We start from the raw sequence: 14,910 nt of genomic DNA on the forward strand, positions 1-14,910 counted from the left end.
CGCCCGTGCGGTTGGTCCAGTGACCGGTGATCAACGCCGCCCGCGTCGGCGAACACGTCGGCGCCACGTGGTAATCGGTGAGCCGCACGCTCTGCGCATGCAGCTTGTCCAAATGCGGCGTCTTCAAAACCGGATTCCCGTGGCACGACAAATCGCCATAGCCCTGATCATCGGTAATCACCAACACCACGTTGGGCCGTTTGGCGGCCTGGAGATTGAGTGCGCACAGGAATACAATGAGGAGTGAAAAAAACTTTTTCATGTGAGAACGGCCACTCAACCGTGTTTCAGCGCAGTCGTCAAGGATGCGCGCCATTTGGAGTGCGCCGGCTGAGCGTAGCGGCGACGGCGCTTTCGAACCTGCGAGTGCCCCCCAAAAGCGGTGTCGCGCTACGCTTGCCACCGCACTCCAAATGGCCTCACTTCTTCTTCGGCTTTTTTCGGTCCGGACGCCCGCAGCGCCAACCCTAACCGGTTCAGCCAGCAAACGGATTGACCACTTTCACGCCGGCCCGCTTGAAATCATCCACATTGCGCGTGGCCACACTGAGCCCATGCGCCTGCGCGGTGGCGGCGATGAGGCTGTCCTTGATCGGCATCGCCGTACCGCGGCGTTTCAAGCGCGCCAGCATCCGTGCCCATTCGCCCGCCACCGCAGCATCAAACTCCAGTACGCGCAACCGCGCCTTCAAGGTGCCGAACCATTCCGCCAAGCGCTTTCGCCGCCGGCTGGCGGGCAGGGTCAGAATACCGTATTCCAACTCGCCCAACACCACCGGGCTCACCGCCAAATCCCGTTCGTGTTCCCGCAGCCATTCAATGACGCCCGCATCCGGCGCGGGCTTGGTCGGCTCGCTCAGCACATTGGCATCGATCAAAAACTTCACAGCGTGTCGGTCGATTCCGAAGGCAATGGCTCAAACCAGTCCTTCTCCGGACACGCCAGCAGCCAATCCACCAAGCCATCGTTGACCGGCGCGGCCTTGCGTTTCAGAAGGTATTCCCCCTCCTCCACGCGTTCGACATCAAAGCGCTGCCCCGCTTGCAGCTTGTCGCGTTTGCGAATTTCCGAGGGCAACACCACCTGCCCCTTGCTGGAGATCGTCGTTTCCATGAAGGTAAGATAACGTCTTACCTCGGTATCGTCAACCCGACAATGGGTCCGCGGACTCGCAGGCTCGTCCCTCCATTGGAGGGGGGTTATTTCTTCGGCTTCTTTCGCGGTGGGCGGCGGGGATTGCCCTCGAGATAGCTTGTGCGACGGACGATTTCGCCGCCCTTGAATTTTAAATCGAGTTTGGAATGATCGAATGGGTAGCCCTTGTAATCGCGCAGGTAGACGGCGGCGTTGAAGGTGAGCATGAGTTCCTGCTCGGTTCGGGCGGTGTTCAACACGCCGAGCAATGTGGGCATGGGGTCGGAGGCCTGGAGGCTGCCGAGGAATTCCGCGGCGCGCATCCGCACCATCAAATTCTCATGCGTGAGCAGCTTCTTCACCAGCGGCACCAGCGGTCGCGCCTCTTCGCCAATCACGCTGGCGGTGGTGCAGGCCCAGTACAGTTCCATCGGCGGCTTGGCCTTGAGCGCGGCGGCCAGCGGTTTGCGAGCCTCGGCAAAGGGCAGCAACGCCAGATCGGCGATGTCGGCGAGTCGATTGATTTCCTTATGGTTGAACGCCCCAAATCCCACGCCGTCTTTCAGCGCATTTTGCACCATGAAATTCTCGGGAAAGAAACTGAGGTCATGAATGTCGCGCAGTTTCTTTTGCAGGCGCCCGCGCAGATCGGCCAACACGGCGGCGTGCTTGGGGTCAGCGGCGAGATTGTTCACCTCATGCGGATCGGCCTCCACATCAAAGAGCTGCTCGGCCGGGCGGCGTTGATGAAATTGGAGCTGCGCCTCGTTGAGCTTACCGGCCTTGGCCAGCTCACGCCACTCGGTGAACGCCAGCATTTTGTAGCGATAATTATTCTGCAACGCATCGGGATAAAAACCCTGCAGATTGCGGATGTAGGTGTACTTGCCTTTGCGCAGCGTGCGCACGAGATCATATTTTTCATCAAACCGATCCGCGTAGCCAAAGGCCTCATCGCGCGCGGCGAGCGCCTTGGCACTCACGTTCTTGCCGAGAAACGCCCGACCATCGGTGAGTTTGTGCGGCTGCAGCCCGGCCAGGTTGAGCACCGTGGGCCCGAAATCAATGAAGCTCACAAAGCCATCGGTGCGGGTGCCGCGTGGGTGATCGGCGAGATGCGCGAAATTTTTCGGGATGCGCACCACCAACGGCACGTGCAGACCGCTCTCGTAAGCGTACCCCTTGCCGCGCGGCAACACGCCGCCGTGGTCGCCAAAGTAAAAGATGAACGTGTCTTCAAGCAGTCCGTCGGCAGCGAGCTGTTTCACCACGTTGCCGAGCTGGCTGTCGATGGTTTGAATGCGATCCAGATAGCGCGCGTGGGTGTAGCGAAACAGCGGTGTATCCGGATGATAGGGCGCGAGCTTCACTTTCGCCGGGTCATGCTTTGTCTTTTCGTTTTCAAACACCTGCTGCGAAAAGTGAAGCGAACTCTCATGCGATTGCCCGAACGATTGCATGTAGAAAAACGGTTGCCCCTTCGCACGTTTACGCCAACTAGCGTTGCGTGAAGATTCATTCCACAACTCTTTCATATTGTTCACGAAGTTGTAGTCCGTTTTGGAATTGTTCGCGGCGTAATAGCCCGCCTTGCGTAACATTGCACTCCATGGATGGTAGCCTTTGGGCAGATTGGCCATAGCTGATTTACGGTGGTACTGAAACCCGGCCCGTGGAGCCAAGAGCGAGGTGGCCAAAGTGGAACGCGCCACCGAACACACCGGGCTATTGGAAAAGGCGTGATTGAAGGTTAAGCCATCTTTGGCCAAGGCCTCGATATTCGGCGTAGTCGCCCCATAACCGTACAGCTTCAGGTAATGGATTGAGTTATCCTCGGAAACGAGGAAGACAAAATTCGGCCGCTTGGCCGCCATCGTGCTGCCGGCCAACAGCAGCAACGCGCACAGGGAAAGGAGTAACTTACGCATGAGAATCAGCCGCCGATTGAAACCGCAAACCGGCTACGGGTCAATCGCGCACCGATTACTTCTGCGGCTTTCCTGCGGCATCGCGGGCGAATTGATCGGCCTGCATTTGCCACACGCGCTCCAGTTCCTTTACCTTGGCCGGGAAACGGGTCGCCAGATTGCGCGCCTCCGCACGGTCCTTGGAGAGATCGAACAACTCCCACGGCTGATCCTTAGCCGCCACCAGTTTCCAATCCTTCACCCGCACCGCGCGATTGCCCTCGTGCGCCCACCATAGCGTGTCGCGTTTCAGGACCGCGTCTTTGGCAAACACCGGCACCAGACTGCGGCCCGGACCGGCTGGAGCGTTCGGCCCGGGATACGCCTTCGGCAGGCCCGCCAGCTCCAGCACCGTGGGCACCACATCAATCACGTGCCCCTGCGTCTGGCGCAACTCGCCGCGCGCGGCAATGCCCTTCGGCCAATGCGCCACCAACGGCGTGCACGCGCCGCCTTCGTGCACCCAAGTCTTGTGCATGCGAAACGGCGTGTTGCTGGCGGTCGACCAGCCGGCGCCGAGGCACAGGTACGTGAAGGCCGAGCCCAACGGCGCTTTCGGGTCATGCCCGTCGCCGCGCACCATCACCTCCGCACTCGCGCCGTTGTCGGACATAAACAAAATCAGCGTGTCATCAAAGGCCTTCATCGCGCGCAATTGATCCAGCACCCGACCGATGGCGCGATCCATCGAATCCACCATCGCGGCGTGCACAGCCATTTTGTCCGCCTGAAAGATTTGCTGTTCCTCGGTGAGTTGTTTCCACGGATCCGGATAACGGACCTCGCCCGGGCCGAGAATTTTGTAGGCGTCCGGAAAATGATACGGCGGCCCCACCTTGGGCTCCACGGCAGGCAACGGACCGTGAACGAGGCCGAGTTGCTTTTGACGCTCCCAACGATCCGCGCGAATTTTCTCCCAACCCTGCCGATATCGCGCGCGGTATCGCTCGATATCCTTGGGCAACGCGTGCAACGGAAAGTGTGGCGCGGTGAAGGCAAGGAAATGAAAGAACGGTTTGCTGGCATGCTCCTGCTGATGCTCCTTCAACACCGTGATCGCGTGATCGGCAATCGCGTCGGTCGCATAAAAGTCCGGGCTAATCGGCGTAGCCGGTTGACGTTGGTCATCGAGGAAATGAAATTTCAGCCGAAAGAAACCGTGGTTGTTAATGTAGTAAGAACGGTCGAATCCGTTGGCCATCGGCATGCCGTCGACGTGCCATTTACCGGAGTGGTACGAGCGATAACCCGCGGGCTTCAGCATCACCGGCAAGAGCCGCGCCCATTCCGGCCGGTTGCCCCGCCGCACGGCGCCCGAGCGATCACGCCGCACTTGTTGCGCGTAATAACCGGTCAACATCGCTGCCCGCGTCGTCCAGCATCGTGCCGTGTTATAAAACTGCGTAAAGCGCAAGCCGTTCCGAGCCAGACCATCCAGATGCGGCGTGGCAATCTCGCCCCCGTAACAGCCGAGATCCGAATAGCCCATGTCATCAGCCATGATCACCAGCACATTCGGCGCCTTGGCGTGGGCCCAGTTCAGGCACAGCAGCAATATCGCAAACAAACGCATGAGCGGATTCAACCGGCTATTGGCGTGGGGGGCAATCTTCTTCACCACAGAGACACCGAGAACACAGAGAGAAATCAACGGACTCGCAGGCTCGTCCCTCCATTGAGTTTAGCTGGAGGGACGAGCCTGCGAGTCCGCTTTCATCAAACACTCTGTGCCCTCTGTGTCTCCGTGGTAAAAACCCAACGCTTGCTCACACAGCTAGGATTTGCGAGTTTCTCCGCACCATGAAACGGATTCTGGCCCTGATGATTTGCCTGCTCGGCGCGCACGCCCAAGCCGCGAAACCCGAACAGCCCCCCAACATTCTTTGGATTTATCTGGAGGACGTCAGCGGCTGGTTCAGTTGCTACGGCGAGAAACTCATCGAGACGCCGAATATCGACAAGCTCGCCGCGCGCGGCATTCGCTTTGACCGCTTTTACACGCCGGCCGGGGTGTGCTCGGCCACGCGCTCTAGCATCATCGTGGGCGCCATGCAAACGACCTTCGGCATCCACAACCATCGCAGCGGCCGGCCTGATTTTCGTGGCCAGAGTATGGGGAAAGATTTCGATGACATCCGTTTGCCCAAAGGGGTAAAAACCTTGCCGGAAATTTTTCGGGCAGCCGGTTACTGGACATTTAATGAAGGCGGCAAGGACGACTACAATTTCAAGCATGACCGTGATGACATGTATAATGACCCTAAAATCACACGGAGCCGTGGCTTACCCCCGGCAGCACTGGTCACCGGCAATTGCTGGAAGAACCGCAAACCCGGCCAACCCTTCTTTGGCCAGGTACAATTAAAGGGAGGTAAACTGGGCAGGCACGCTCCCAAGGTGATTGACCGCGCGAAAGTTTCGGTGCCGCCCTACTATCCGGATATCCCCGAAGTCCGCGAAGAAATTGCCCATCACTATGACTGCCTGCTCAAGACCGATGAACAGGTGGGCCAAATCATTGCCGCCCTCAAACGCGATGGCTTGTTTGAGAATACACTGATCCTGTGCTTCAGCGATCACGGCTATAAACTGCACCGGCACAAACAGTTCCTTTATGAAGGCGGCATCCAAATGCCCATGATCGTGGCGGGGCCGGGAATTAAGGCGGGACAGGTGCGTAAGGATTTAATTAGCGGCATCGATATTGCCCCGGCCTGTTTGGCAGCGGCCGGGATCAAGATTCCCAAGTACATGGAAGGCGCCGATTTTCTGGCCACGAATTATCAGCCGCGAAAATTCGTCACCGCCGCCCGTGATCGGTGCGACTACACTATCGAACGCATCCGCGCCGTCGTCACGCCGCGCTATAAATACCTGCGCAACTACCTCACCGACCGCCCCTTCATGCAGCCCAGCTACAAAGACCCCTGGCCTGTCTCCAAAAAATTCCGCGAGATGATGGCCAACGGCGAGATGAACAAAACCCAGCTCATTTTCTTCGGCCCCAAAAAAGCCCCCGAAGAACTCTACGACCTCGCCAACGACCCGCACGAGATCCATAACCTCGCCAACGACCCCAAGCACCGCCAAGCCCTCGAGCAACACCGCCAGTTGCTCGCCGATTGGATCAAAGAAACCGGCGATCAAGGCCAACAAACCGAAAGCAACGCCGGCCTCCTCGCCACCCTAAAACGCTGGGGAGACAAATGCGTCAACCCCGAATACAACCGCGTGCGGGCGAAGTTGAAGAAGTAAGGCCCTTGGTTCTTTAGCTTTAATTATTCCGGTTACACCTTCCACTCACCGCGGTAATTGCGCGTGAGCCACTTGGGGTCGCCGCCCTTGGCGAACGTGTTTTTCTGGGGATTCCAGGCAATGGCCTCTTGGTTATAGTAGGTTTGATTCAAGAGATGACAGGCTATTGAAGTGCGCGCCCCAACAATCTCATCGGTGATCGGCCGTTTGCGGGTCTTCATCGCGTACAGGAAGTTGGGCACGTGGCTCTTACTATTATAGAGCTTCACCTTGGCGTCCTTCAAAATCTCCTTCTCTATCCGGTCCAGTTCCTGATTCAGATTTTTGCTCTTGTCGTTACGGTCTGACTTGCCGGCAATCAACTTGTCGCCCTTGTATAGCCCCAGCAATCCGCGGTGGCATTCCACACGGCCATCGGTTCCGTAGAAGGTCGCGCCCTGCCCTTCACCGTGCATCATGTGAATGTCGCCGGCGTACACCAACTGCGCGCCTTTCATCGCCTTGGAATCTTTCGCCGGAATGGTCGCCACCGGGCCACTGCTGTCCTTGTTGAGGCCCCATTGGATGATATCAATCATGTGCGCACCCCAGTCACACACCATGCCGCCGCCGTACTCCTTATAAGTCCGCCAGTTGGGGAAATGATTGTGCACGCCACGCGGGCTTAGAACCGAACTGTAACCACGCATCGGACCGGGACCCACCCACATATCCCAATCCAAGCCGGGTTCATCCTTTTCGGTCTTCAATTTGCAGGGAATGCCGGGGCCGCCGATATTCACCGCCGTGCGTTTCACGTCACCGATCACGCCGTTGCGCACCAGCTCACAGGCGATGCGAAACTCCCGCGAGGAACGCTGCATGGAACCAGTTTGCAGGATCCGGTTGTTACGCTTCACGGCCTTCATCACCTCCACCGATTCATGCACGTTATGGGTCAGTGGCTTTTCACAGTAAACATCCTTGCCGGCATCGAGCGCACCAATCGTTTGGATCGCATGCCAGTGATCGGGAGTAGCTATGCACACGGCATCAATATCCTTGCGGGCGATCAACTCCCGGAAATCAGCGTAGTCTTTGCAGTCCTTGTTCTTCTGGCGGGCATTGGCCTTATCCCGTGCAGATTCACGGCGGGAAGTGTCGCAATCGGAAACCGCCACGCAGATCGCTTCCTTGGCCCCCATGAACCGGTTCATCAAACCGCCATTCTGTTTACCCATCCCGATGAAGCCCACGGAGATCTTGTCATTGGGTTTGACCTCGGCTGATAAAATGCCTGAGGGCAGGATGAAGGGGGCACTGGCTACAGCGGTGGATTTCAAAAAACGACGCCGCGAAAGATGGGGAGTTTGCATGGCTGAAAGCATAGCGACCGCCACCCCGTTGGGAAGTATTTTTTGCGGAAATATTCGGGGCTTATTTGATTGTAGTAAGCAGCACTCTGCCGGTTTCGTCTTGCCAGATGACGGTGAGCTTGGCGGAGGCCGGCGTGAGAAACAGGAGTTTTTTTCATGATTCCGCTTTGCTTTTGCCCGCCCCCATTGAACCATCGCGGCATGCGCTTGGCCATGTGTTTTCTATTCGCGTTGTTTCTGCCCAAAAGCGAAACACCTGACCCCGACCCTAAACGGTTTGCCGAGGCGATTGCCAAGTTCACCGAAGCCGACCAGGCCAAACCGCCGGCCAAGGGCGGCATTGTGTTCACCGGCAGCTCCAGCATCCGCCGCTGGGATCTCGCCAAGTCTTTCCCCAAGCTCAAGCCCCTCAACCGCGGCTTCGGCGGCTCTCATTTCTCGGACAGCAACCATTACCTTGAGGAAACCGTCCTCCGCTACGAACCCTCCGTCCTAGTCGTCTTCAATGGGAGCAATGATCTGTGGAATAAGAAATCGTCCGCCCAGATCATGAAGGATTTTTCGGAATTCAAAACCCGCATCTTCAAGCGCGTGCCGGAATGCAAAATTGTGCTCATCCCGGTGAAACCCAGCCCGAAACGGCTGGAGATCCTCGAGACCGAACGCGCCCTGAACAAACTCCTCGCCGCCGAAGCCGCCAAGGACGCCCGCCTCGTGCTGGTCGAAGCCATGTTTGACTCCCTCCTCAACGAAGCCGGTCAACCCGACGAAACCCTCTTCGTCAACGACCGACTCCACCTCAACGAAGCCGGCTACGCCCGCTGGACCAAACTCCTCCGACCGCATTTAGTGAAAGAGTAGAAAGCGCGCGCATCAAATCGGGTGCAGGAATTGAACCGCCAAACGCACCCCAAATTAAGCGGCCAACGGGTTTAATCCTCACGCGGAGGTGCGAAGAGTATCATTTCCCCAACACCATCGGCTTCGAACCCTCCAGCGTCGTGGCCGGTCGCTGCTCATTGCCCTGACGATCCTCATTCCCCAAGGTCGCCTCCGCCTGAGCGACCAGTTCGCGCATCTTGGCCATCACCTTTTGATTGGCGGCACTCACATCCACCTTCTCCGCCAAATCCGTTTTCAAATTCACCAACTTCCCCGACCGACCGCGGCCCTTGTTGTTCGGCGTAGTCCAAGCGGGAAAGGTATTGGCCAGCGGCAGATGCCATTTCCAATCGCCCCAACGCACCGCCTGCAACTGGCGACGCCGGTAATAATAAAACGCATCGTAAGGCGACGACGCGCCTTTCACGCCGGTGAGCAGCGACGTGATGTCGTGTCCGTCGATTTTATTTTTCGACAATCGCCCTCCGCTCAGAGCCGCGAAGGTCGGCAAGAAATCCATCGTACTGGAAAGTTCATCACACGTGCCACCGGCAGGAATGCGACCGGGCCAACGGGCGATCATTGGCACCCGCATGCCGCCCTCCATCGTACCGCCCTTGGCGCCGGACAACGGCGCATTGGAACCGCCGTTGCGGCCGTTGGATCCATTGTCCGAAGTGAAAATCACCAGCGTGTTTTTCTCCAACCCATGTTGCTTGAGCGCGTCTAGAATCTTACCGGTGGACCAATCGATCTCCTCCACCGAATCACCGTACCGCCCATTGGCACTCTTGCCGTGAAAGTCCTTCGAAGCAAAAAGCGGCAGATGCGGAAAGGTGTGCGGCAGATACAGAAAGAACGGCTTCGATTGATTGCGCTCAATAAAACTCACCGCCTCGCGCGTGTACCGTTGCGTGAGCGTGGATTGATCGGCCGGCGCCTCAATCACCTTCGCACCCTGAACCAGCGGCAACGGCGGATCGCCCCGGCGCGCGCTGGCCATGTCGTTCGAGTACGGAATGCCATAGTACTCATCAAACCCGTGCGCCGTTGGCAGATGCGGCGGCTGATCGCCCAAATGCCATTTGCCAATACACGCCGTCGCGTAGCCCTTGGCCTTGAGCATTTCGGGCAAAGTCCATTCATCGGCATGCATCCCACGGCGACTCCGCGGAATGAGCACCCAGTGCCCAGTGAAATCCTCATGCATCCCCACGCGCCGAGCATAGCAGCCCGTCAACAGACTCGCTCGCGATGGCGTGCACACCGGACTGGACGAAAGAAAACTCGTGAACCGCATCCCCTCCTTCGCCATCGCATCGATCCTCGGCGTGCGATTTTTCTTCGAGCCATAACACCCCAAATCGCCATACCCAAGATCATCACAAAAGATCAGCACATAATTGGGCCCAGCCGCTTGCAGCGACCACACGCTAATTAGCGTTAAAAGAAGAATACGCATTTTCATTTACAGTTTGTTGATTGCCGCCTGAAGTTTCTTGCGATTGGCGGTGAGGTTGGCGTAGCCGCCGAACTCGATGCCGCAGTAGCCGCGGAAGCCGGAGGCGTGCACGAGCTTGAGCATGCGGTCATAGTCGAGCGCGGATTGCTTGCCCTGATCGTCCCACACACGGTCTTTCACCGACACGCCCTTGGCAAAGGGCAGCAGTTTCTGCGTCCCGCGATAAGAATCATAGCTCTCACCCGGCTTGATGCGGAAATTACCAAAGTCCGGCAAGGTGCCGCAGCGTTTGTCGTCGACCTTCTTAATCACCTCCACCAACCAGTCGGCGTTACTCGAGAGGCCGCCGTGGTTTTCCACGATCACATTCAACCCCATCTTCGCCCCGATCGCCGTGAGCCGATTGAGGCCGTCAGCAGCCAGCTTCACTTGTTCCTTCCACGTGCCACTGCTGCCGGCATTCACACGGATAGAATGGCAGCCGAGAAACTTCGCCGCATCGAGCCACTTGCGATGATTGTCCACCGTTTGCTTGCGCTTGGCCGCATCAGGGTCGCCAATATTGCCCTCGCGATCGCACATGATCAGCAGGCTCGTTACGCCCTGATCGGCCGCGCGCTTTTTCATTTCGCCGAGATAGTTCGCGTCCTTCGCCTTATCCATGAAGAACTGATTCACGTATTCCACCGCGTGGATACCGTGCTCTGCGGCCACCTTGGCAAAGTCCAGATTGTCGATCTTGCCCGAGCGTAACTCCGGATTGATCGTCCATTGCGCGAGGGAAATTCTCAGCGGCGGCACAACCTTGGCCATCGTCTGGCCGACGGCCAAAGCGCCTGCGGCCAAGCTGGTTTGCGTCAGAAAACGGCGGCGCGAAACATCATGGGAAAACTGCATGCCCCGACCCTACGCCCTCACCCGCCCAATTCAACCGCAAATGGAAATCAGCCACATCCTACTTCACCCCCATCACTTCGCTGCTGACGAGGTACTTCCGTTCGTCGCGGACGTCGATGTACCAGACGGTGGCTTCCGTGGGAGGCGCGGCGCCGTGGATTTTTTGACCGTCGATTTTTAACGGCACGGTTTTCCAGGCGCGCGAATTGTTTTGGGGATGCGGGCCGGTGGTGTAGTGCAGGTTGGCGGAGATGAGCTTGGTCTTCGACTGCACAATGGCACGGAGCTGACCGCCCTTCACGTTCGGCCGGGTCACCACGGGCATGGGCGTGCCGCCGCGCAGGTGTTGATCCACGAAGCCGTAAAATTCCGGGAAAGTGAAGATGTGCCCGTGCCGCATGCGAAGTTGGATGCTGTAGTTTTTCTCGCCCTGCACCAGCGCGCAGGTTTTGGCGTAGCTGTCCATAGGGTAGGCAAAATCATTGGTGCCGTTGAGAAACAGGATCGGCATTTTCGCCGAGCCGATATAGCGAGAGGGATCCCAGAGCCGATGCCATTTGTCCGATTGCGCCGGCGTCATTTTACCAAACTCCGAGGTCTTCCAGACACTGTTCTCCCGCAGGAATCCGCAGCCGTACACGGGCATGGCCATTTTGAATCGGTCATCCACGCCGGCCACGATGCAGGTGAGGTAACCGCCCCAGCTGATGCCGGTCAGGCCGATGCGTTTGGGGTCCACCTCCGGCAAACTGCGCAGCAACGAGTGCCCCCGCACGACGTTGGCCACCGCATGGTACGACCATTGATTCTCCAGCGGCTCATCAATCGCCGAGAATTTCTCCCGAGAACCTTGGTTCGGCCCGCCATCCGGCAACCGCTTGCGCCCTTCGCCGCACCCGGCCAGATCCATCGCGATGGCCGCATACCCACGCCTGGCCCACAGCTCGGCCCATTTCGAAAACGCCGCGCCACCGCCACCATGCACCAACACAATCCCCGGCACCTTGCCGCTCGTCTTTTTCCCGAGAGTTGCCGGCGAGGCGAAATACGCGAACACGCTCGTCGGCTTGCCCCGATATTTCCCACCGGCATACGTCAGCGAATGCACCCCGCCACTTTGGTTCACCCACTTGAACGCCGGCACTTTTTTTAAAGCCACCAAATCCCACGGCATGTCCTTTGGCAATGGAAGTGGCCCCGCAGACGATAGAAATTGGCTCGATGCGATTAGGAAAAGAAAAGTGCAAACACGAATCATCCGCAAACCTACCCTCGCCAATTCAGTCCGCACAAGTAAAAGCAACCGCGCCTTGCGCCGAACCCAAGTTCTCGCGCAGAGACGCGAAGGTTTTTTTATAATGGTTTCTCCGCGTCTCCGCGGCCCCGCGTGAGCAGAGCTATTTCTCCACCAAATCACCTTCCACGTATTGATGGATCAATCCTGAAATCATTGCCTGATAGGGCACGCCTTTTTTGAGGGCCTTGCGTTGGATGCCGAGCAGGTCGTGGCTGCTGAGGCGGATGTTGATGCGCTTGTCTTTCTTGAACGTGTTCTCCGCTGCGCGGGCCAAGCTGGACTGGAGTTTTTTGGAAGGCTTCTCCAATTTCATCTCGCCGCTCTCCAGCGCCTTCAAAATCTCTTTTTCTTCACTCTTTTTCATGCGCTAACCGGATGTCGGCTCCACCGTTGAAATTGGCACCTTATCCACGTCCAGTTTGGCGAGGTCGAGATGTTTAGAGGCTTGATCGATGTCGAGGCCGACGGCTTTGCCGTTTTCGTCGATGTCCAACACAATGCCTTCCACAATCTCGCGGGTGTCCGCGCCGGGACGGTCGGCCAGCTCGATGTAGAGGCTGTCTGTATCTGGGAAATATTCAATTTTCATAGCTTAAATCTCCTGTCAGGAAATGCGTTGTGGATCGTTGTTTCACCGGCGAGCGCTACCACTCGCAAGTAGCGAACATCCAGCTTCAGTGCCGCAGCCCAAAATCTAACACGTTACCGTCATCCTGCACTTTCTTGCGGATTGGGTTTTCGACGACCTGCACGTACATCTCTTTGGTGAGGTATGGACGCCGTGCCAGCACCTTCGTTTCATAATACTCGGTAAAGGCGTAGTCCATTACCATTTTCCATCAACGTCAGAATTATAATAGAACCGAATGCCTCTCATCAAGCCTTGGGTTGTTTCAAAACCAGATTCTCACGCGGAGCCGCGGAGACGCAGAGGTTTTTAAAGCTTGGTTTCTCCGCGTCTCCGCGGCTCTGCGTGAGAATGAATGCGCGACGAACGGTCGGATTCTGGCATCCCTCCGGGATGCGGTGTTTGTTCGGGGCGTTTCCGGTGGTGTCGCTGCGCTCGACCACCGGCTAATGGCTGCCACGCCTCCGGCGTGGTTTTGGAGTGCGGGGGCAAGCGAAGCGCGACACCGCTTTGGAAACGTTCTCAGCTATCCCGAAAAAGCGCCGTCGCCGCTACGCTCTGCCGGCGCACTCCATAGGGTCACTTGTCAATAGTGAGAACTGACCCCTTTACAGCCTTCAATTTCATTTTTTTGATTTAATATGTAACTGCATTTCCCAATGTTTTTTCACAATTCGACCAAATTCTTCTTTGGAAATGTTTAATGGCAAAAGTTTACCCCTCGAGTCAATGCTTATAGGAATGCCTATTTCAGGGCTGCCAACTGGGAACGGCCTTGATGAGATATAAATTCCCTTTTCTGGATATAAAGAATTTAAAATAACATACGCTGCCAAAACTTGCTTTTCGTCGTCCAGACGCCCAACCATTTTCCTCTGGAATTGCCGGTCATTTTTTTGAGCCTGTAGCGCAAAAAGGTGCTTTGGCTTTATTGAGGACTTATCAAGGTTTTCAATATACAACCCAAAAAAAGTCCCATTTAATGAAAAGTTCACGTGGCTATTTATATCATCCAATCCGATCGATGAACCAGATGCAAGCCCATTATTTGAAATTGTAAATACAGATAGAACAATATAAGTTATCTTGGAAAATTTCATAATTCTTTTTTTGGAATATTATTTCGGGTCAGAGACCTTCACCTTGACTTCTACTATATTTAAATTCTGATGCCTGATTGTCTCAATGGCTTGTTGATCCCCCTTTAACCACTCTACAACCTCAATTACATTGAGTCCGCCATCTACGCGCTCATACATACCACGCCTCCATCCGTCGAACAATTCGTCTTTTTTTATTGCCAATCCGTGCGCGAGATTATAGCCAGCTGAATTGTCGACAATTGTGTTAGGTAAGTTATGCTTCTTTTTAAACCAAAATTCGTATACCTCATGGAGCAATGCTTCGGCCTCAGAAAAGCCCGGCCCCGGTTCTTCAGGGAATTTTTCAATGTCTCCGATATCAATTGAGCTCGTGTCATATTGGCCGATAAGAACATCGTTTGCATTTCTGACAACCTTGATCGTAGTTTTTACCCTTCCTTTAATGATCTCATCAATAGCATCCGTTAGATCTTTGTTTCCTTGAGCCCTTTTTATCATTGCCCGACCTATTGAGATAAGATTGGTTAAGGCAAACGGCGATGTAAAATTGTTATAGTAGCACTGTAACTATTGTTGTCAATACACTTATAATTCAGGCGTTTGGATTACCCCCCCGTGTTTGTTATGCTCATGGAAAAGCAGGAATAGGGTTTCACTAGGAACAAGCCCAAGTGCCTTTGTGTACTCATAAAATTCAATTACATCTAATCTTCTATCACCAGTTTCAATTTTTCCAATAATAGAGTGGGTAACACCAAGCTTTTCGGCTAAATCTCTTTGAGATAAATTTAAATCCTTTCTTGCGCTAATAAGCACATCTCTTAAATTTCAATGTAATTTGTGGTGTATTGATTTTCTCAAGGAATTATTGCTCATGGCGCAATATTATGACTATATTGCTATTTGCACCATAAACAGGTGCAGTTCAA

15 protein-coding genes and 2 pseudogenes are annotated in these 14,910 nt (G+C 55.8%); 2 read left to right on the forward strand and 15 right to left on the reverse strand.

Features of this window, described 5'->3' with window-relative positions; all coding sequences use genetic code 11:
• The 5 genes from H8E27_00770 to H8E27_00790 all read right to left on the reverse strand — a co-directional run.
• Positions 1-262: sulfatase-like hydrolase/transferase (locus H8E27_00770; protein MBC8324152.1), on the reverse strand; the 262-nt coding region annotated here is incomplete at its 3' end.
• Positions 263-476: 214 nt separating this feature from the next.
• On the reverse strand, positions 477-887 hold the full coding sequence (locus H8E27_00775) for a type II toxin-antitoxin system VapC family toxin (GenBank protein MBC8324153.1): 411 nt from the start codon (positions 885-887) through the stop codon (positions 477-479).
• The gene (locus tag H8E27_00780) at positions 884-1,114 is read right to left on the reverse strand and encodes an AbrB/MazE/SpoVT family DNA-binding domain-containing protein (protein MBC8324154.1); all 231 of its coding nucleotides are present in this window, start codon (positions 1,112-1,114) and stop codon (positions 884-886) included. The genes H8E27_00775 and H8E27_00780 overlap by 4 nt, the downstream gene beginning before the upstream one ends.
• A gap of 86 nt (positions 1,115-1,200) precedes the next feature.
• Entirely contained in the window at positions 1,201-3,063 is a 1,863-nt protein-coding gene (locus tag H8E27_00785) for a sulfatase-like hydrolase/transferase (GenBank protein MBC8324155.1), read from the reverse strand.
• Between the two features lie 55 nt (positions 3,064-3,118).
• The gene (locus tag H8E27_00790; protein MBC8324156.1) at positions 3,119-4,675 is read right to left on the reverse strand and encodes an arylsulfatase; all 1,557 of its coding nucleotides are present in this window, start codon (positions 4,673-4,675) and stop codon (positions 3,119-3,121) included.
• Between the two features lie 248 nt (positions 4,676-4,923).
• On the opposite strand from H8E27_00790, the gene H8E27_00795 reads away from it, so the two are divergent.
• Positions 4,924-6,357 carry a sulfatase gene (locus tag H8E27_00795; protein MBC8324157.1) on the forward strand — a complete coding sequence of 478 codons (1,434 nt, stop codon included), beginning with the start codon at positions 4,924-4,926 and terminating at the stop codon, positions 6,355-6,357.
• A 32-nt stretch (positions 6,358-6,389) separates the two neighbouring features.
• Here the strand turns inward: H8E27_00795 and H8E27_00800 are convergent, their stop codons facing one another.
• Positions 6,390-7,712 carry a Gfo/Idh/MocA family oxidoreductase gene (locus H8E27_00800; GenBank protein MBC8324158.1) on the reverse strand — a complete coding sequence of 441 codons (1,323 nt, stop codon included), beginning with the start codon at positions 7,710-7,712 and terminating at the stop codon, positions 6,390-6,392.
• A gap of 201 nt (positions 7,713-7,913) precedes the next feature.
• Here H8E27_00800 and H8E27_00805 point away from each other — a divergent pair, with 201 nt between their 5' ends.
• A complete protein-coding gene (locus tag H8E27_00805) occupies positions 7,914-8,573 on the forward strand; it encodes a hypothetical protein (protein ID MBC8324159.1) in 660 nt (219 codons plus the stop codon).
• Positions 8,574-8,673: 100 nt separating this feature from the next.
• Here H8E27_00805 and H8E27_00810 read toward each other — a convergent pair whose 3' ends face one another.
• From H8E27_00810 to H8E27_00850, 9 genes and pseudogenes are all read right to left on the reverse strand, one after another.
• The gene (locus H8E27_00810) at positions 8,674-10,062 is read right to left on the reverse strand and encodes a sulfatase (GenBank protein ID MBC8324160.1); all 1,389 of its coding nucleotides are present in this window, start codon (positions 10,060-10,062) and stop codon (positions 8,674-8,676) included.
• Positions 10,063-10,953 carry a sugar phosphate isomerase/epimerase gene (locus tag H8E27_00815; protein ID MBC8324161.1) on the reverse strand — a complete coding sequence of 297 codons (891 nt, stop codon included), beginning with the start codon at positions 10,951-10,953 and terminating at the stop codon, positions 10,063-10,065.
• 58 nt (positions 10,954-11,011) lie between these two features.
• Positions 11,012-12,211 (reverse strand): alpha/beta fold hydrolase, encoded by a 1,200-nt coding sequence (locus H8E27_00820; protein ID MBC8324162.1) that lies wholly within the window; start codon positions 12,209-12,211, stop codon positions 11,012-11,014.
• Between the two features lie 139 nt (positions 12,212-12,350).
• Positions 12,351-12,614, reverse strand: coding sequence for a hypothetical protein (locus H8E27_00825; protein MBC8324163.1), 264 nt, complete (start codon positions 12,612-12,614; stop codon positions 12,351-12,353).
• Between the two features lie 3 nt (positions 12,615-12,617).
• Positions 12,618-12,839: a DUF2283 domain-containing protein gene (locus H8E27_00830; GenBank protein MBC8324164.1), complete on the reverse strand. Its 222-nt coding sequence runs from the start codon at positions 12,837-12,839 to the stop codon at positions 12,618-12,620.
• Positions 12,836-13,083: pseudogene (locus H8E27_00835) on the reverse strand (hypothetical protein). Before H8E27_00835 ends, H8E27_00830 begins: the two are co-directional and overlap by 4 nt.
• A gap of 418 nt (positions 13,084-13,501) precedes the next feature.
• Entirely contained in the window at positions 13,502-13,978 is a 477-nt protein-coding gene (locus tag H8E27_00840) for a hypothetical protein (protein MBC8324165.1), read from the reverse strand.
• An 18-nt stretch (positions 13,979-13,996) separates the two neighbouring features.
• Positions 13,997-14,479, reverse strand: a complete 483-nt coding sequence (locus H8E27_00845; GenBank protein MBC8324166.1) for a hypothetical protein — start codon at positions 14,477-14,479, stop codon at positions 13,997-13,999.
• 87 nt (positions 14,480-14,566) lie between these two features.
• Positions 14,567-14,857 (reverse strand): annotated as a pseudogene (locus tag H8E27_00850) (helix-turn-helix transcriptional regulator).
• Positions 14,858-14,910 lie beyond the last annotated feature (53 nt).

The sequence above is a fragment of the Limisphaerales bacterium genome (assembly GCA_014382585.1).
Lineage (GTDB): Bacteria > Verrucomicrobiota > Verrucomicrobiia > Limisphaerales > UBA1100 > JACNJL01.